Below are 17,162 nucleotides of genomic sequence, written 5' to 3'. Positions count from 1 at the left end.
AACGAACATGACCTCATTTGACATCAATGGCCGCGCGATGACGGTTGACGCCGAGGAGGATACGCCCCTGTTGTGGGTGATCCGCGACGTCATCGGTCTCACCGGCACGAAGTTCGGCTGCGGGATCGGGATGTGCGGCGCCTGCACGGTCCACGTCGGCGGCCGACCCACGCGCTCGTGCATCACGCCGCTTGCCAGCGTGGCCGGCGCCAAGGTTACCACCATCGAGGGCCTCGACCCTGAGAGCCAGCATCCAGTGCAAAAGGCGTGGGCCGACCTTCAGGTTCCCCAATGCGGTTACTGCCAGTCGGGCCAGATCATGCAGGCGGCGTCGCTCATCAACGACTTTCCTTCCCCGACCGATCAGGACATCGATGCCGTTATGGCTGGGAACCTGTGCCGCTGCATGACCTACGTCCGCATCCGCAACGCGGTCAAACAGGCCGCCGCTGCATCACGGAAGGTCGCCAGTGATGACTAAGCTCGGGAAACAGAGCTCGCTTTCGCGCCGCGCATTTCTAGTCGGCATGGCCGGCACAGCGGTCACGTTCGGTTTCGCGCCAGGGCGAGGCACCGCGAAGGACTCGGGGGCCAGCCCCTTCGAACCCACGATTTGGTACAGCCTTGACCGCGATGGCATCGTGACCGTGAACATCATCCGTGCGGAGATGGGTCAGCACATCGGCACTGCTATCGCCCGCGTCCTCGCCGATGAGCTCGAAGTCGACTGGACCAACGTGCGCATCCTTCTGGTCGATGCTGATCCGAAATGGGGTTACATGCAGACCGGCGGCAGCAAGTCGGTCCGGGTCGATTTCCCGATTTACAGCCGCGCCGGTGCTGCAGGCCGCATCGCCCTCATCGAGGCCGGCGCAAGGCTGCTTGGGGTGAGCCCAACGCAATGTGTCGCGCGCCGGGGCGCCGTGTCTGCCGAAGGTCGGTCCATCACCTATGGCGAAATCGTCCGGCGCGGCAGCCCGGCACGCGAATTTACGTCGGACCAACTCGCGAAGCTGCCGATCAAGCCGCCCTCAGAACGACGTCTTATCGGGCAAAAGATCGACGCTCTCGATGTCCCCGGGAAGATCAACGGTACGGCGCGTTACGGCATCGATGCCGTCGTTGAGGGTATGGTCTATGCCCGGCCGAAGATTCCTCCGACACGTTACGGCTCAGTGGTCCGCACCGTCGATGACTCCGCGGCGAAGCGGGTCAAGGGATATCTCACGAGCCTCGTATTGGAGGATCCCTCCGAGACGGTGCCCGGTTGGGTCGTCGTATGCGCGACATCTTATCCGGCAGCAATCCGCGCCGCTGACCTCGTCAAGGTCGATTGGGCCGCGGGTGATGCGTCGATGGTATCGGAGCAGGACATCCTCGATTACGGCGCTAGGCAGATCGCTGCACCGCGCGGGGGAGCCCTTGTGGTTGATGGCCCCGAAGTCGATTCCGCGTTTCGCGCAGCCGCCTCCACACTCGAGCGAACGTACACCACCAACAGCGTTCTCCATGCCCAGCTCGAGCCGGTGAACGCTCTCGCCTTCGAGAAGGACGGCCGCTTCGAGATCCATACCGGCAGTCAGGCGCAGAGCACGATTCTGCCCGTGCTTGCACGGGCGCTGGACCTGGCGCAGGATCGCATTGTCCTGCGCACCTATCTGCTCGGCGGGGCATTCGGGCGCAGGCTCAACACTGATTATGCCATCCCCGCCGCGCTGGCCGCCAAAGCTCTTGGCAAGCCGGTGAAGCTCGTACTGACGCGTCAGGATGACACGCGTTTCGACTCGTTTCGTTCGCCGTCGATCCAGAAATTACGCTTGGCATTCGATGTCCACGGCAAGGTCACGGCCATGGAACATCACGCGTCGGCCGGCTGGCCGACCTCAGTCTACGTGCCGCCAGCGGCCATGCCGAAGGCGCCTGACGGAAACCCATTTGATCCATTCGCCATCGATGGCGCGGACCACTGGTACAGCGTTGGGGCGCAACGCGTACGCGCGCTCGAGAACGACCTTGCAAATCGTGCGTTTCGCCCTGGCTATCTGCGAGCGGTGGCGCCCGGGTGGACCAACTGGGCGCTCGAGACCTTCATGGATGAGGCGGCGCGGATGGCTGGCGCAGACCCTGTCGCCTTCCGCTCCGGGCTGTTGGACGGCGCTGGCCGCAACGCCGGGTCGGCGCCCAACGCGGTGGGGGGCGCGAAGCGTCAGGCGGCAGTCCTCAAGCGAGCGGCAGAAAAGGCCGGATGGGGCGCTCGCATGCCGGCCGGCACCGGGCTCGGCGTCGCCACCACGTTCGGCCAGGCACGATCGATGCCCACATGGGTCGCTTGCGTCGCGCGCGTTCGCGTTGACCGCAGCAACGGCGGCGTTTCAGTCGAAAAGCTCACGATCGTCGTCGATGCGGGCACCCTCGTCCATCCAGACGGCGCGCTCGCGCAGGTTGAAGGCAGCGCTCTGTGGGGCCTCAGCATGGCGCTCTATGAGGGAACCGAGTTCCACAAAGGCCAGGTGAAGGACACGAATTTCGACAGCTACACGCCACTGCGCATCGGTGACGTGCCGGACCTCGACATCGAATTCATCGAGAGCACCGAGGCTCCGGTCGGTCTCGGCGAGCCCGGTACGACGGTCGTCGCGCCCGCCATCGGCAATGCGATTTTTGCCGCCACCGGGATTCGCTTGCACCATCTTCCCATTCGGCCAGCTGCCGTGCTCGCGGCACTCGCGTCGAAAAAATGAGTGCCGTTACCGACGTGCAAATTGAGAATATCGGCGCCAGGTGGACATGGATTGGAAGTGAGATGAAAGACGTCTTGAGCCTCGTTATGTTTGCCATCATAGCCCTGTGCTTTGCGGTGTTCGTAGCCACGGTAAGGCCGCTTAGCGCAGGGCCGGCGTTGGGCAACCCTGCGAATTGTATGATGGCGAGTTCCGGTGCGCCGGGATGCGGCTCCGAATGGCGATGGTGGCATTTCACAGGCTGGGGCAGTTCCCGATCGATATCCGAGCTTCCGAGCGTTGCTTCATCCGGCCCTACCATTTATCGGAAGCTCGCGACATGAGCACTGTCTACCTTCCCGCAATCGCGGCGTTGGCGGGCTCAGCGATTGGCGGCCTGACGTCGTTCGCGTCAGCATGGCTCACTCAGTACCGTCAGGATCGCGCCAATCGGCTGTCGGGGGAAAAGGCCAGGCGGCAAAAGTTGTACAAGCAATTCATCGATAAGGCATCGAAACTCTACGCCGACGCGCTGGTGCATGATCAAGCGGAAGTCTCCGCGCTGGTCAGCGTCTACGCTCTCATCAGCCGGATGCGTGTCATATCGAGCTCCCCCGTGATCGAGAAGGCCGAGATTGTCGTACAGTTGATCTTCGATACCTATTCCACACCCAACAAGACCTTTTCGGAATTACGCGATCTGATGAGCAGCCACGCCGTCAATCCGCTGCGGGCCTTCAGCGAGGAATGCCGGGCTGAATTGCGCGCGCTCAATTCTCGCTGAAGCCGCGCCACAGCACTCAGCGCCAGAACCGGCTCAGATTGATCGCGACGAGCACGGCGTGATGGCTGGCCGCCATCAGCGCGTTCGGCTTGGTGATCGCCAGACTCCCGCCCTTCTCCCAAATCGCGGCAGTTCCTGCAATCGTTAGGAACAATTTGCCGGGATTTGGCAGCCTTCACTCACGCTCTTGGAGCCCATCAGCTTAGTTAGCGGGAAAGCCGCGAGGCCCAACGAATGGGCGATAGTGGTTTCGCAAAACAACTTTCTGCATGAGGAGCCGATCATGAACAGCATCGCGATTTCGGTATCGCGCTTCCGGCTGGCTTCGCGGTCCGGCTGGGTGGAGCGACTACCCCATTTCATCAGCTTGGCCAAGCCGCGCGTCATGGCGCTCGCGCTGTTCGCCGCGTTCGTCGGATTGATGATCGCACCGGCACGTCCCGACCCGGTTTCCAGCTTCATTGCAATTCTTGCAATCGCAGCCGGCGCCGGAGCCGCCGGCGCACTGAACATGTGGTACGACGCCGATATCGACGCGGTCATGGCTCGCACCGCGATGCGGCCAATTCCCCGTGGCAAGGTTTCGAAGGTTGAGGCGCTAGTCTTTGGACTCGTCCTCGGCGTTATCGCAGTCACGTCTCTCGCTTCGGCGACTAACCTCGCGGCAGCCGCGCTGTTGGCCGGCACGATCCTCTTCTATGCTGTCGTGTACACTGTGTGGCTGAAACGGGCAACGCGTCACAACATCGTCATCGGCGGTGCTGCGGGGGCGCTACCGCCCATGATCGGATGGGCTGCGGCGACCGGACAAACCGGGCTCGAGCCACTTGCGCTCTTCCTCATTATCTTCCTTTGGACGCCGCCCCATTTCTGGGCTCTCGCGCTCAATCGCACCGATGATTATGCCCGTGCGGGCGTTCCCATGCTGCCGGTTGTTGCGGGACGAGCTGCAACAACGCGACAAATACTGATCTATAGCGGCCTCACCGCTCTTGCCTCGGAACTGCCTTGGGGGCTCGGGTTTGCAGGCGCGATCTATGGCGTGATCGCCAGCATCTGCGGCGCGGTTTTCTTCTTGCTCGCACTTCAGCTGAACAGGAGCGTTGGAGCCGATCGTCGCTCGGCTCACAGGCTGTTCGTCTTCTCCATCTCCCATCTGTTCCTGCTGTTTGCAACCCTTCTGGTCGATCACAACGGCGGTTCGTTCGCGCCGACGCGTTTGTCGCATGACGACCGGGCAAGCGTGTCCCCATCTGCCGCGCGGCAGTCGAGCGCCACGCGCAAATCATGCACCTTCAAGGTTCGGGAGGCCTAATATGCAATACCGTTCGCTTATCGTGGTCCTGCTGGTGGCCGCGACACTCGGTGGCTGCGATGGAGGCGTGCTCGATCCGAAGGGGCCCGTCGCCCTAGCCGAGCGACAAATTCTGTTCAACGCGACCGGCATCATGCTGGCGATCGTGATCCCGGTAGCCGCTGCGACGCTTGGCTTTGCTTTCTGGTTCCGTGCATCGAATGAGCGTGCGCGCTATCGGCCAGATTTCACATATTCAGGCCGCATCGAGATGCTCGTCTGGTCTATCCCGCTGATGACCGTGCTCCTTGTCGGTACCGTGGCCTGGATCGGTGCGTACGATCTTGATCCACCCAGGCCGATTGCCGCCTCCACCAAGCCTCTCAAGATACAGGTCGTCTCGCTCGACTGGAAATGGTTGTTCATCTATCCGGAGCAAGGTATCGCGAGCGTCAATCATCTGACGATCCCGGTCGGCACGCCGGTCAGCTTCGAACTGACTTCCTCGGGCGTCATGAACAGCTTCTTCGTGCCGCAACTCGCCGGCCAGATCTACACCATGGCCGGAATGGTTACGCGCCTGAATCTACAGGCCGACTATTCCGGCACATACCGCGGGATGTCGGCGAATTACAGCGGCGCGGGCTTCGCCGACATGTACTTCCATGTCGACGCAGTGGCGCCCGACGCCTTTGCGCAATGGGCGGCTTCAACGCGCACCGCCGGGCCCGTCCTCGACGCACCGGCTTACGCCGCTCTGGTCAAGCCGAGCAAGGCGGTCGCGCCCTTTACTTATCGCTCCATCGCCAACGGCCTGTTTGCCAACATTCTGAGTGCCGGAATTCAGCCGGCCGCAGGTCTCTGTGTCGCTTATCCCGCATCCAAGAGGGCAGAACGATGAACATATCGGGCAAACTCACCTGGGCCGCTATTCCTTTTCAAGAGCCTATCATCATGGGCACAGTGGCCAGCGCCGGTGCTGTCATCCTGGCGGTTCTGGCATGGGTCACCGTCAAGGGATATTGGCCGTATCTCTGGCGCGAATGGCTTACATCCGTCGATCATAAGCGCATCGGCGTCATGTATCTCGTCTTTGCGCTGATCATGCTTATACGCGGTTTCGCGGACGGAATCATGATGCGCACGCAGCAGGCGGTCGCAGCCGGCGGCGCGCAAGGATATCTGCCGCCCGAGCATTTCGATCAGATTTTCTCGGCGCACGGCACGATCATGATCTTCTTCGTCGCCATGCCGCTTGTGATCGGTCTGATGAACTTTGCGGTGCCGCTGCAACTCGGCGTCCGGGATGTGGCGTTCCCCACGATGAATTCTGTAAGCCTTTGGCTGACGGCCACAGGCATCTTGCTGATCAACGTCTCGCTTTTTGTCGGTGAGTTCGCAAAGACGGGCTGGGTCGCCTACCCTCCGCTCAGCGAACTGCAATTCTCGCCCGGCGTCGGCGTCGACTATTATCTTTGGTCACTGCAGATCTCGGGCATCGGAACCTTGTTGAGCGGCGTCAATTTCGTCACCACGATTCTAAAGATGAGGGCTCCCGGCATGAGTTACATGCGGATGCCGGTTTTCTGCTGGACTGCGCTCGCCTCGAATCTTCTGATCGTGGCTGCATTCCCGGTGCTCACCGCACTCTTTGCGATGTTGTTGCTCGACCGTTACCTCGGCTTCCACTTCTTTACGCTGGACGCCGGCGGCAACGCCATGATGTACGTGAACCTGTTCTGGGTCTGGGGTCACCCCGAAGTCTACATCCTGGTCCTGCCGGCATTCGGCATCTATTCGGAGGTGAGCGCGACATTTTCCGGCAAGCCGCTGTTCGGCTACCGGTCGATGGTCGGTGCGACCCTGGTGATCTGCGTGCTCTCCTATACCGTGTGGCTGCATCATTTCTTCACCATGGGTGCAAGTGCTGGCGTGAACGCGTTTTTCGGCATCACCAGCATGATCATCGGCGTGCCGACGGGCGTCAAAGTCTTCAATTGGCTGTTTACGATGTACGGCGGTCGTATCCGATTCACGGTGCCGGTGCTTTGGACAATCGGCTTCATGGTGGCTTTCGTCTTCGGCGGCCTGACCGGGGTTCTGCTGGCCTTGCCGGCTGTGGATTGGCAGGTGCACAACAGCGTCTTCCTGGTCGCTCATTTCCATCATGTCATCGTCCCGGGTGTTCTGTTCGGGGCCATCGCCGGCTACAATTACTGGTTTCCAAAGGCATTCGGCTTCAAGCTGGATGAGCGCTGGGGCGTCGCCTCTTTCTGGTGCTGGTTCATCGGCTTCCATCTCGCGTTCATGCCGCTCTACGTGACAGGGCTGATGGGCATGACCCGTCGCCTGCAGCACTACGATGTGCTCTCCTGGCAGCCCTGGCTATTGGTGGCTGAAGCGGGCGCAGTCATCATTCTGATCGGTATTATCTGTCAGATCATCCAGATCGTGGTGTCCATTCGTCACCGTGAGCAACTCCGCGACACGACCGGCGATCCGTGGAACGGCCGCACCCTGGAGTGGGCTACCGCATCGCCGCCGCCAGCTTGGAATTTCGCAGTGCTGCCTCGTGTCCATGAACTCGATGCCTTTTGGGCAAAGAAGCAACGCGTGCTCGCGAAGCAAGAACTGCCGGGGCAGCAGCATAAGTACGAACCAATCGAAGTGCCCAAGAACAGTCCGACCGGTTTCGTGACCGCCTTCTTCGCGGTGATCACCGGGTTCGCTTTGATCTGGCATATCTGGTGGATGGCAGGCGTTGGAATTCTCGGTCTGACCGTGACGCTGCTTGCCTTCATGTTCCGCGTGGAGGACGAGGTTGAGATCTCCGCAGAACAGGTCGGTCAATTCGATCGGACGCACGCAGTGGAGGTATCGCTATGAACGTCGCCGTTGAAATGGATGATGTCCGGCAGGGCAAATTGCTTGATATCAGTGAGGCGGGTCCGGCACCTAAGCGAATTATCGCTGGCTTTGGGTTCTGGATCTTCCTGCTGAGCGACATCGTGATGTTCTCGGCGTTGTTTGCGGCCTACGCCGTGCTCGCCAAAGCGACTGCAGGCGGTCCAACCGGTGCGCAGCTGTTCAATCTGCGGACCGCAGCGATGGAGACGGCTTTTCTCCTGCTCTCCAGCTACAGCTGCGGGCTGATGTCGCTCGCCATCAATTCGCGGCAACGCTTCGGGATTTTCTTCGGCGCCGTGGTGACGTTCCTGCTGGGCGCGGCATTTCTCAATCTCGAGCTTCGCGAGTTCCACGACTTGATCGCGGCGGGGGCGGCCCCGCAACGCAGCGCATTTCTTTCCGCCTTCTTCACGCTGGTCGGCTGTCACGGGCTGCATGTGGCGATCGGACTGGTCTGGCTGGTTCTCATGATGGTTCAGCTGTCAATCAGAGGATTCCAGGGGGTTGTAGTGCGCCGTTTGCACTGCTTCTCCCTGTTCTGGCATGCGCTCGACATCATCTGGGTCCTGATATTCACGATTGTTTACCTTATGGGAGTCCTTCCATGACCGACATGCGTTGGGATGTTGCACCCGGAGACAGGCCAGCGATTCCGGCCTCGGAGCAAAGCACGTCTTCTGGCTTGCTCGTGTACACGACCGGCTTGCTGCTGGCAGCGATCCTGACAGCCACATCCTTCTGGGTGGCAAATACCTCGGCGATCTGGGCTCCTGGTGTGCCGGCCGGACTCGCGGTCCTTGCCATCGCCCAGATGGGAGTGCACCTGGTGTTCTTCCTTCACATCACCACGGGACCCGACAGCACCCACAATGTCCTGGCGCTCGCGTTTGGCGTGCTCATCGTATTCCTGGTCCTCGCCGGGTCGCTCGTGATCATGGCCAACCTGAATGAGAACATGATGGCGCATGGTGAAATGATGACTCTGCAGACGCGGCGGTGACCAGCGGGGCATTGCGCTGCGATCGGTTCCAGCAGTCAAACAGGTACGCAGTGTCATTCACTGCCGACGTGGGGCATCCGTGGCGGTCTTCGAAAGTTGTCGAGCGGGGTCGACTGGCAGCACTCACGGAGCAGAAAATGCCTACCCGAGCTACGCCTTGCGCCGGTTACTGGGCCGCGCACTACGTCAACCGCAATGGAGATTGGAGCATCGCATGCGACGCTCTCGGCCGCATCATCCGGTGCGAGACCGAGAAACTAGCGCTCTCGGTCGCGCGCTATCGCCGTCGTCGCCTCCGCCAATTTTGCGAGTGACCGCTTTGCGCCAGAAGCGGTCCTATCACAACGCTCCATATCCGAATCCCTGCTTGAGCCGCGCGCGCTACCTAGGCGCCGCACGAGCCAAGCTTTAATCCCACCTTATGGGGGAATTAGACCGTTTGCGCTTGGGGGCGAGGCGCTACCATCAAGCGCACAGGATCGCAAAGGATCGAAGGACGTCGAGCAAAATCGTAGTAGGTTGGTAGCGAGAGACCGCTACCGCCTTTCCCCACACGACGTAAATCTGCGATATTTCCTCCGATCGTCCGCCTAAACTCGGAAACTTATCGAATGGTAGGTTCAAATCGGGGAGGCGCAACACCCGATCTCTGCGAAATAGTCGTCAAACGGAAAGGCGACCCTTCCGGGTCGCCTGCGCCGATATCGCAAGGATCGGTGGTTGCGGGGCTCGCAACACCCGATTCTCGCGATTAATTGAACAAGTCGTTCCTCGCTTAGCAGCATAGCGACCGCTGCCCTCCGAAGGCAAAGGTCACACGTTCGAATCATGCCGGGTGCGCCAGTTTTTCTTTATTTTACAGCGGTATGCGCGCGTGGACTTGAGCTCGGGGCGGCCTAATTCCAGCGAGGAAAATCGCCGCCGAGTGCAGAAAGCTTGGTGACTGACGATGTCGGTCGAAAGCTGCGAACTACCGCTTCTTTCTCTCCAGGGATGCGATCAACGAGTCCATCTGTGGGCGAGTCGTGGACGAGGTTTAAGCAATCATCAATCGACAGTAATGCCGGCGACGCTGCAGCGGCCTGATGGCAAATCACCTCCCGCACGGGTACACTCAATCCTCATCACCGAGTGCGAGAACGGCGAAGCTCGCAAGCCAATGCTCGCCCATGTAGTCGCCGGCAGTATGGGGAAGACCTACGCTCAGATGATTTTGAGCAGCTTCGAGGGCAAGGGTGCGCCGTCCGTCGTTCGCCGGCAAGGCATTGCCGAGCGAGCGCCAGCACCAGGCCCGGCTGAGATTGAGACCGTCGAGATGGGCGATCTTACCATCTGTGCGATCGGTGACGGTGGCGGGCCGGAACAGCGCTGCTGGCTTTCTTTCGATCAGCCGTGGCAGGAACCGATCGAACCATGGCAAGAACACCTCGGGCGGCAGCAAGCGTCGCATGCACTCGACTTCTATGAGCGCCGAGGACTGGAAATCGTCGCCGCTCGGTTCGCCCCAGGCCGGGCAGTCGCTATCCTCGCCATACCAGCGCAAGCCGGTCTCGCGCAGCAACTTGACGAGTGCTTCATCTTTTGTGACGTCGGCATAGTCCGCCGCCATCCGCAGGCCAAAGGCTGTGTTGAAATGCGTTCCCACACGTACTGGATAGGTCAATAGCGGCAGGAAGTCGCGAAAGCGCTGCGCGATGATTTCGGCCAGCGGCGCGAGATTGCACCCCCAACGATCGTCGGAGTGGAGTGCCAGTTCCGTCGCCAGCTTCATGAGCCACCCCCACCCATAGGGCCGCTTGAAGCCACGGGCAGTCGGACGGGTGAAATAGGCGCACTCGGCGGCGACCTTGTCGGGCACGAACTGGGTGTCGAACAGCGCGCTGATGTCGGCAGCCGGCGCAAAATCCGGAAATCGGCGCAGCAGTCGCGCCAGCATCCAGTGGCTATGGACACAGGAATGCCAGTCATAGCTGCCGTAGAAGATTGGATGCAGCTCGCTCGGCGTGCGGGCGTCCTCCGGTCCGGCAAGCGCGTGGTCCACATTGTTTGGATATTCACGCCTGACGTGGCCGAGCGCGATGCTGGCGAGGTGCGAAGCCAGTTCGAGGGTGAGACGGGTCGTGGTCATGGCTTCACCTTGTTTTTGTCACGGCCGATCAGCGTTTCGATCAGGCGCGGCAGGATGTAAATCGGCAACTGCGTCGCCGCGAAGTACAGGGCCATGCGTGGCGAGGCGGCAGCGCCGAGCGCCGACCAGACCAGGCCGACATTGCGATTGCCGAGGATGAGCCCGACGGTCAGCCGTTGGGCCAGATCCCCTTGCAGCAGCACGGCACCGGTGGCTTGAAGAGCGATATTGCAGGCGAAGGCGAGCACAAGACAGAGAGTGGCGGCCTGCATATCGGCCGCGATCTGGGCGCCGATACCCGCCATGGTTGCCACCGCGAAGACGAGAAGTGCCGCGACGATGATCCCGTCAACCATGCCGCCATGGGCCGCCAGCACTGGCGCCGCATGCCGGCGGAACAGGAAGGCGATGCCTTCGGCGCCGCCAATCAACAGCGCGAGCCGGAGTGCGAGTTCAAACGCACTGATTTCGAGCCCTCCGAACCAGCCTGCGAGAAGCGGCACCGTGACCGGGGCCAGCACCATGGACAACACCGTGACCACAAGCGGTACAGCGCCATCGAGCCCGAGCATTCGTGCCACCGCCGCCGTGCCGCTCGATGGCGGCGCCGAAACGGCGAGCACGACTGCAAGCGCGAGTTCGGGACTGAGGCTCAGGGCGTGACCGGCAATACCAATCACCAGCGGACAGGCAACCATAACGACGGCCGGCAGGAGCACGGAAAGCGATGGCTGTCGTAGTGCCCCAACGACAGCCTGGTTGTCTATCCGCAGGAGGGTCCCGAGCACGATCAGGAAGATCGTGGCCGGCATCAGGGGGCGGGCAAGATCCGCGAGAGCTGGAAAGGCCAACCCAAGAAGCACGCCGAGCACCAACAATGTCGGTCCGCGCGGGATGAGGCGCAGCAGTGAGGGTCGCATGCGCCCCGTCCAATTCGGTCTGTCACCGCCAATAGAACAGGCATCGAGACATTGTGGAAATCGATTATTGATATGTGTATTATTGTTCAAATGAATTTGGCTTCTGTCGATCTCAACCTTCTGGTGGCCTTCGAGGCGCTGATGGAGGAACGCAACGTGACCCGCGCCGGCGAACGCATTGGTCTGGCGCAACCTTCCATGAGCAGCACGTTGACGCGCCTGCGCGCGCTCTTGCCGATGATCTTTTCGTGCGCTCGGCCTCCGGCATGCAACCAACTGCCAAGGCGCTATCGCTCGCCCGGCCAAACAGCGACGCACTGGGACAGATCAGAGGTGTGCTCGCGCCTGGGTCGGATTTCGAGCCCGCAATGGCCCGTCGTCGCCTGTCTATCGCCGTGACCGACTATGGCGATCTCGTCGTGGTCCCCTCACTGGTCAAGGCGCTGCGGCGGGAGGCCCCGGGCATCGATCTGGTGGTGCGTCCCATTATCGACGCGGCAGAAGGCGTCGCCAGCCTCGAACGTGGCGAGGTCGACGCTCTGATTGGCGGCCATCTCCCCGGCTCCGCACGCGTCACGCGGCAGTTGCTGTTCGAGGAACGCTTTGTCTGCATTCGCGACGCCAAACGCGTCAAGCAAGACGTGTCACTCACCGGCGAGGACTACACGCGTCTTCCGCACGCCCTGTTCTCCTCCGCGGGCGGAGACGGACTTCCTGGCGCCATCGATACGATGCTGGCACGGCATGGACGCAAACGTCGGACCGCGGTCACGCTCGCCCACGTCGTCGCGGTGCCCTTTGCCGTCGCCGGCACCGACCTCGTGGCGACCATGGCCCAGCGCATCGCTCGTCGCTTCGCAGCAGCCGCGGGCGTGGCGGTCGTACCGCTTCCCTATGACGTGCCGGCTTTCACCATCGACCTTATGCACACGCGCCGCGTCATGGCCGATCCGGCACTGCGCTGGTTCATCGAAATGATCAGTCGTGTGTGCAAAGGGATCTGACGCCCCAGGGACGGTTGTAGTGACGCAACGATAGCCACGCAGAGTGAGCCGCCGTCGACGTCGTTCACCGATCAAGGTTTCACGAAGTCGGCTATCTCCCGCAGGGCTTCGGTTGCCTCGGGAAACAATCCCAAAAACGCATGCCAGACGTGAGGCAGCTCCGGCCAGATGCTCAAGTTCGTTCTTACGCCGGCATCCTCGAGACGTGCTGCAAATTTCCGGCTGTCATAAGCCAGGGTTTCGATCGAACTGGCCTGTAACAAGGTCGGCGGAAACTTCGCCAGGAGATGACGGGGCGCATTCACCGGCGAGACAAGATGATCGGACGGATTGCCGTTCGGAGCGAGATAGACAGCCGTGCCGGCATCCAGGGACTCCGCAGTCGCAATCTGATCGTCTATTCCGACGCGATCCGCCGGCGATTGATTGTCGAGCGTGCCTGCGATCAGCACGAGACGATCAGGAACCAGTTCGCCGCCTGCGATCAATTCCAGACAGGTCGCCGCCGCCAGGTTTCCGCCCGCGGAATCACCAACCAGGCTCAGATGGGTCGACGCATCGCCTGAGTGCACGCGACCGCCATCGGGTCCATGCAGCGCAGCCCAGCGAAATGCATTGACACAGTCTTCCAAGCCCGACGGAAAGCGATGTTCGGGCGCCAGACGATAGTCGACGACCAGAATCGCCGCGCGCGACAGACGGGCGAGCGTCCCGGTGATGGCCCGATAGCCATCGGGAGAGCCACCGACCCACCCGCCTCCATGCGTATAAACAATGCGACGCGCGGGATCGGGATCGGGCGGGATCACCCACTCTGCACCCACACCTCCGGCGTCGACCGGCGTAAAGGTCACGCCTTCGAAGCTCGGTATCGGACCGACATCGCCATAACGCGGCATCAAGGTTCGAATGATGGCGACGAATTGCTGCAGCGGGTCGGAAATCCCCGCCAGGTCCGCTGAGGCGGCCAGTCCAGCAAGGTGCGCAAAGGCACGATCGAGCTCCGGACGGCGCTCGCGCTTCGCTGCGGTCTCGTTCATCGCTCACTCCATATCCGCCAGGTCATGGCAAAGCGTAAATGGGAACACGGCTCGCCGCACTGACCGAAGGATGCAGATGAGGGAGACCCAATCGATCAGCCTGACGAAAAGGTCGGGCTTCGTATCCCTGAGTCGGGCTTCGTATCCCTGAATTGCGGACGATGGAGTTTGTCCCTAGGATCATCGCCGCGGCTCGGCCCGTTGCGAGGCTTCATGCGTCACGGCATGCCATTCGATTGGATCACCCGACAGGTCAGCGGCGTCCTTCGCCAAGGCCTGTCGTTTGAACAGGTCATGGCGGCATCCCTGATCGACTTGCGTCACGGCGACAATCGCGACCTTGTCGGTCCCGCTCAATATCTGCTGCTGTGCATGAATACGGCGCTTGGCATCGACGATGCGGCGCACGGCTTGGCGCGCTCGCGCATCGATCCAGCCTATACCGCGCTCGGCCTCCGGATAGCCCTTGGCTGCGCCACGCTGGAAGACGCGATCCTTTCGGTAGCGCGGCTATATCGAACCGCGTCCAGCGCCGTTCAGATCGAGCTGAAGACCGAGCACGATGTTGCGGTCCTCAACGTTCGCACAGACTCCGCGAGGGGCGCCGACGCGGTCCTGCTCGAGGATATCTACCTGAGCTGGATATTCATGCATTGCATGTACTTTCTCGGCGCCGCGATGCCAATCCTCGAGGTGACCACCCGCGATCCCCTGCACTACAATCTCGGCCGCCGGCATTTTGCGGTCGATGCTCCGGTGCGTCACGGTCCGGTCACGGGCATGCGATTCTCGCGTGCCCTGCTTGGTCGTCGAGGGTTCAGGCGTGCCGGCGCCAATCCACATTGGGAATGCTTTCGGCTCTGGCTTGATTTTATCGATGAGGGGGCTTGGCGAGATGATAGCGCAACACTAGCGGATGCCGGGCGGTTGCGCCTGAAGGACGTTGCGGAGCGTGCGGCCGTCAGCACATCCACGATGCGCCGCCGGCTGGCGACGACCGGTGGATTTCGTCATGTGCGCGAGCGCGCCCTGGTCACCGCCGCCGTCCGCAGGCTACGAACAACCAATGACAGCGTCGAAGCCATCGCCGCCGAGCTCGGCTATTCCGACGCAAGGAGCCTCCGCCGATTTCTGAAGGCGGCCACGGGGACCACCCCGCAGCAGATTCGTGCCGAGCGCATGCCTTCCGACCCCGACGATGGCGCTGTTCGCTCCCGATTGCAGGCGATCGGCGCCATGATGGGCGCCTAGCCGGACAAGCGAACCGGATCGAGCCCGCCGTTCAGCACGATACCGAGTTCAGCGGCCATAGTTCCCGTCGAGGCCACGCTGCGATTCAGCCTTCGCGCGATCTTTCTGACAGGCGTATTGTTCTTCGCCAGCCCTCGGAGCTTATGTTTCTCGGCGGCTGTCCACGCCCTGTCATCGGTCCGCAGCGATCGTGCACCGGTGGTCGCGTCGTCTCTCAGCGTCACATTCCGGCCCTTGCGTCTCGATCGGCGTCCACGGTCATGCGGCCGCGAACGCCGATGCAAACCTGATGCGCTAGTTGAACAGATCCGGCTCCGCCTCAGTGATCCAGTCCCACAATGGCTGGAAGCTGAAATAGCCGCCCTTGTGGGTCCCGACCTGGCTTGCGGTCAGTTTCGCTACCTCGTGCGGAATCGGATTCGGCGTTCCCGCCGCTTCGGCGAGGAGCTGCGTTCGCGCCGCATTGTCCATCGCTATGTACCACCAAGCGGTCGCTTCGATCGTCGGCCCAACCGTCAACAGGCCGTGGTTCTGCAGAATGACGGCCTTCTTCGATCCCAGCGCTTCGGCGATTTTTCTCCCCTCCTCCGCTTCCAGCACGACGCCGGAGAACGGGTCGAACAGCGCGTGGTCTTCATAGAAGGCGCAGGAGTCTTGGGTCAGCGGATCGAGCACACGGCCGAGCGCCGACCAGGCTTTGCCGTAGGTCGAGTGCGTATGGGCCGCGGCGATCACCTCGGGATGTGCGGCATGGATCGCCGAATGAATCACGAAGCCGGCCTGATTGATCGGCTTGTCACCGATCAGGATGTTGCCGGCATGATCGACCAGCTGAAGGTCCGAGACCTTGATCTGGCCGAAAAACTTCGACAGCGGGTTGATCCAGAAGCGATCCGGGAATTCCGGATCGCGCACGGTGACATGGCCGGCGAGGCCCTGATCGAAACCGTAGCGCGAGAACAGGCGGAAGGTTGCGGCAAGCCGCTGCTTGCGATGCAGCCTCTCCTCCTCAAACGAGGCGGCAGGCGCACGCTCGACCAGCGAATATTTCTTCGGCTTCTCGACGATCTGGTTCATTCTCGCAGCTCCTTGTTCAGTATTCCAAATTCTTGTCGAAGACGTCTGCCAGCGGTGCTCCGTGCGCATAGGCGTCGAGGTTGATGAGCACCTTGCCAGCCAGCCGCTTGACATCCTCTCCGCCTGTCCAAGAGACATGCGGCGTTAGCAGGACCTTGGGATGGCTGTAGATCGGGTCGCCGTCCGGGGGCGGTTCCGGATCGGTAACATCGAGGGTGGCCCCGGCGAGCTGGCCATCGTCTAGTGCCCTCAACAGAGCTTGTTGATCGATGATCCGGCCGCGCGCCACGTTGATGAGATGCAGCGACTTCTTCGCCCGCGCCAGCACGTCGGCGTTGATGAGATGCATCGTTCTTGACGTTGCCGGCAGCGCGACCACAAGATGATCGGAAAGGGCAAACAGCGTCTCGATATCATCGACCGGCAGGATGCCCGCCGGCGCATATTGCCAGGGTGTTCTCCGCAGCACCCCGATCTGGACCCCGAACGGCTTTACCCGCTCGGCGACGGCATGACCGATCGAGCCAAAGCCCGCGATCCCGATCGTCTTGCCGCCGAGCGAGCCCAGCGGAGTGATCTTCCAGTCGTCACGGCTGCGCGGCCGGATATCGTGCAGGCGCTTCGTAAAGCCGAGAATGGCCGCAAGGACATACTCCGCAATCGCGTCCGCCGAGATGCCGCGCCCGATCGTCACCACCGGACCATCAAGCAGCCACGCCGGAAAGAAATCAACTCCGGTCGATGCCGTCTGGATCCAGCGCAAGCCGTTGGGCCAGCCCGCCGGCCTGTCAGCCGGCGCCTTGTTCCAGCCTGCCAGCGGCCGCGTCAGCAGCACGTCAGCTTCCGGCGCGATCTCCCACGGCGGGCGATCGGCGGGATGGTCGATGACCAAAGGCCGGGACCAGTGATCGATCAGCGACGCGCGGATTTCCGCTCCGAGCTGATTGATGATGATCGGCGATCGCACGCTCACCGCTGCGCGTTTTTCGTCGATACGAGGAGTGTTCATTGCAAACGCCTTGCGACTTCAACGTCCC

At 61.7% G+C, this 17,162-nt stretch carries 15 protein-coding genes and 1 pseudogene; 11 read left to right on the top strand and 5 right to left on the bottom strand.

All coding sequences use genetic code 11. The features are described 5' to 3' along the window. Positions 1–7 precede the first annotated feature (7 nt). The 8 genes from V1283_RS01325 (at position 8) to cyoD (ending at position 8,705) form a co-directional block, all read left to right on the top strand. Positions 8–481, top strand: coding sequence for a (2Fe-2S)-binding protein (locus V1283_RS01325; protein ID WP_334384652.1), 474 nt, complete (start codon positions 8–10; stop codon positions 479–481). Continuing rightward, positions 474–2,741 carry a xanthine dehydrogenase family protein molybdopterin-binding subunit gene (locus V1283_RS01320; RefSeq protein WP_334384651.1) on the top strand — a complete coding sequence of 756 codons (2,268 nt, stop codon included), beginning with the start codon at positions 474–476 and terminating at the stop codon, positions 2,739–2,741. The genes V1283_RS01325 and V1283_RS01320 overlap by 8 nt, the downstream gene beginning before the upstream one ends. A 319-nt stretch (positions 2,742–3,060) precedes the next feature. Continuing rightward, positions 3,061–3,504, top strand: coding sequence for a hypothetical protein (locus V1283_RS01315; protein WP_334384650.1), 444 nt, complete (start codon positions 3,061–3,063; stop codon positions 3,502–3,504). Between the two features lie 283 nt (positions 3,505–3,787). After that, positions 3,788–4,819: a heme o synthase gene (locus V1283_RS01310; RefSeq protein WP_334384649.1), complete on the top strand. Its 1,032-nt coding sequence runs from the start codon at positions 3,788–3,790 to the stop codon at positions 4,817–4,819. A gap of 1 nt (position 4,820) precedes the next feature. Beyond that, positions 4,821–5,699, top strand: a complete 879-nt coding sequence (gene cyoA / locus V1283_RS01305; protein WP_334384648.1) for a ubiquinol oxidase subunit II — start codon at positions 4,821–4,823, stop codon at positions 5,697–5,699. Positions 5,700–5,701: 2 nt separating this feature from the next. Beyond that, entirely contained in the window at positions 5,702–7,684 is a 1,983-nt protein-coding gene (gene cyoB, locus V1283_RS01300) for a cytochrome o ubiquinol oxidase subunit I (RefSeq protein ID WP_334392925.1), read from the top strand. A 14-nt stretch (positions 7,685–7,698) separates the two neighbouring features. After that, on the top strand, positions 7,699–8,313 hold the full coding sequence (gene cyoC, locus V1283_RS01295; protein WP_334392924.1) for a cytochrome o ubiquinol oxidase subunit III: 615 nt from the start codon (positions 7,699–7,701) through the stop codon (positions 8,311–8,313). Beyond that, the gene (gene cyoD, locus V1283_RS01290; protein ID WP_334384647.1) at positions 8,310–8,705 is read left to right on the top strand and encodes a cytochrome o ubiquinol oxidase subunit IV; all 396 of its coding nucleotides are present in this window, start codon (positions 8,310–8,312) and stop codon (positions 8,703–8,705) included. The genes cyoC and cyoD overlap by 4 nt, the downstream gene beginning before the upstream one ends. Positions 8,706–9,819: 1,114 nt before the next feature. Here cyoD and V1283_RS01285 read toward each other — a convergent pair. Together V1283_RS01285 and V1283_RS01280 are read right to left on the bottom strand one after the other, a co-directional pair. After that, the gene (locus tag V1283_RS01285; RefSeq protein WP_334384646.1) at positions 9,820–10,833 is read right to left on the bottom strand and encodes a DUF2891 domain-containing protein; all 1,014 of its coding nucleotides are present in this window, start codon (positions 10,831–10,833) and stop codon (positions 9,820–9,822) included. Beyond that, on the bottom strand, positions 10,830–11,753 hold the full coding sequence (locus tag V1283_RS01280) for a hypothetical protein (RefSeq protein WP_442895689.1): 924 nt from the start codon (positions 11,751–11,753) through the stop codon (positions 10,830–10,832). The genes V1283_RS01285 and V1283_RS01280 overlap by 4 nt, the downstream gene beginning before the upstream one ends. A 72-nt stretch (positions 11,754–11,825) precedes the next feature. Between V1283_RS01280 and V1283_RS44525 the strand changes: the two are divergent. Continuing rightward, positions 11,826–11,930, top strand: a pseudogene (locus V1283_RS44525) (LysR family transcriptional regulator); the annotation flags it as partial. An 89-nt stretch (positions 11,931–12,019) separates the two neighbouring features. Next, positions 12,020–12,757: a LysR family transcriptional regulator gene (locus V1283_RS01275; RefSeq protein ID WP_334384644.1), complete on the top strand. Its 738-nt coding sequence runs from the start codon at positions 12,020–12,022 to the stop codon at positions 12,755–12,757. Between the two features lie 71 nt (positions 12,758–12,828). Here the strand turns inward: V1283_RS01275 and V1283_RS01270 are convergent, their stop codons facing one another. Then, positions 12,829–13,797 (bottom strand): alpha/beta hydrolase, encoded by a 969-nt coding sequence (locus V1283_RS01270; RefSeq protein ID WP_334384643.1) that lies wholly within the window; start codon positions 13,795–13,797, stop codon positions 12,829–12,831. A gap of 225 nt (positions 13,798–14,022) precedes the next feature. Here V1283_RS01270 and V1283_RS01265 point away from each other — a divergent pair, with 225 nt between their 5' ends. Beyond that, positions 14,023–15,048: an AraC family transcriptional regulator gene (locus tag V1283_RS01265; protein WP_334384642.1), complete on the top strand. Its 1,026-nt coding sequence runs from the start codon at positions 14,023–14,025 to the stop codon at positions 15,046–15,048. A gap of 294 nt (positions 15,049–15,342) precedes the next feature. Here V1283_RS01265 and V1283_RS01260 read toward each other — a convergent pair whose 3' ends face one another. After that, complete coding sequence (locus tag V1283_RS01260) at positions 15,343–16,194, bottom strand: class II aldolase/adducin family protein (protein ID WP_334384641.1); 852 nt, start codon at positions 16,192–16,194, stop codon at positions 15,343–15,345. Continuing rightward, positions 16,142–17,134 carry an NAD(P)-dependent oxidoreductase gene (locus V1283_RS01255; protein WP_334384640.1) on the bottom strand — a complete coding sequence of 331 codons (993 nt, stop codon included), beginning with the start codon at positions 17,132–17,134 and terminating at the stop codon, positions 16,142–16,144. The genes V1283_RS01260 and V1283_RS01255 overlap by 53 nt, the downstream gene beginning before the upstream one ends. Positions 17,135–17,162: the final 28 nt, after the last annotated feature.

It is taken from the genome of Bradyrhizobium sp. AZCC 2262, assembly GCF_036924535.1.
Classification (GTDB): domain Bacteria; phylum Pseudomonadota; class Alphaproteobacteria; order Rhizobiales; family Xanthobacteraceae; genus Bradyrhizobium.
Note: the sequence above shows the minus strand (reverse complement) of the source record. Positions and strands in the feature narration are given on the sequence as shown.

Excerpts from the sequence above, each read along its gene's own strand:
- V1283_RS01325 (WP_334384652.1), top strand. The coding sequence starts at position 8 with ATGACCTCATTTGACATCAATGGCCGCGCGATGACGGTTGACGCCGAG.
- V1283_RS01320 (WP_334384651.1), top strand. The coding sequence starts at position 474 with ATGACTAAGCTCGGGAAACAGAGCTCGCTTTCGCGCCGCGCATTTCTA.
- V1283_RS01315 (WP_334384650.1), top strand. The coding sequence starts at position 3,061 with ATGAGCACTGTCTACCTTCCCGCAATCGCGGCGTTGGCGGGCTCAGCG.
- V1283_RS01310 (WP_334384649.1), top strand. The coding sequence starts at position 3,788 with ATGAACAGCATCGCGATTTCGGTATCGCGCTTCCGGCTGGCTTCGCGG.
- cyoA (WP_334384648.1), top strand. The coding sequence starts at position 4,821 with ATGCAATACCGTTCGCTTATCGTGGTCCTGCTGGTGGCCGCGACACTC.
- cyoC (WP_334392924.1), top strand. The coding sequence starts at position 7,699 with ATGGATGATGTCCGGCAGGGCAAATTGCTTGATATCAGTGAGGCGGGT.
- cyoD (WP_334384647.1), top strand. The coding sequence starts at position 8,310 with ATGACCGACATGCGTTGGGATGTTGCACCCGGAGACAGGCCAGCGATT.
- V1283_RS01285 (WP_334384646.1), bottom strand. The coding sequence starts at position 10,833 with ATGACCACGACCCGTCTCACCCTCGAACTGGCTTCGCACCTCGCCAGC.
- V1283_RS01280 (WP_442895689.1), bottom strand. The coding sequence starts at position 11,753 with ATGCGACCCTCACTGCTGCGCCTCATCCCGCGCGGACCGACATTGTTG.
- V1283_RS01275 (WP_334384644.1), top strand. The coding sequence starts at position 12,020 with ATGCAACCAACTGCCAAGGCGCTATCGCTCGCCCGGCCAAACAGCGAC.
- V1283_RS01270 (WP_334384643.1), bottom strand. The coding sequence starts at position 13,797 with ATGAACGAGACCGCAGCGAAGCGCGAGCGCCGTCCGGAGCTCGATCGT.
- V1283_RS01265 (WP_334384642.1), top strand. The coding sequence starts at position 14,023 with ATGCCATTCGATTGGATCACCCGACAGGTCAGCGGCGTCCTTCGCCAA.
- V1283_RS01260 (WP_334384641.1), bottom strand. The coding sequence starts at position 16,194 with ATGCGCACGGAGCACCGCTGGCAGACGTCTTCGACAAGAATTTGGAAT.
- V1283_RS01255 (WP_334384640.1), bottom strand. The coding sequence starts at position 17,134 with ATGAACACTCCTCGTATCGACGAAAAACGCGCAGCGGTGAGCGTGCGA.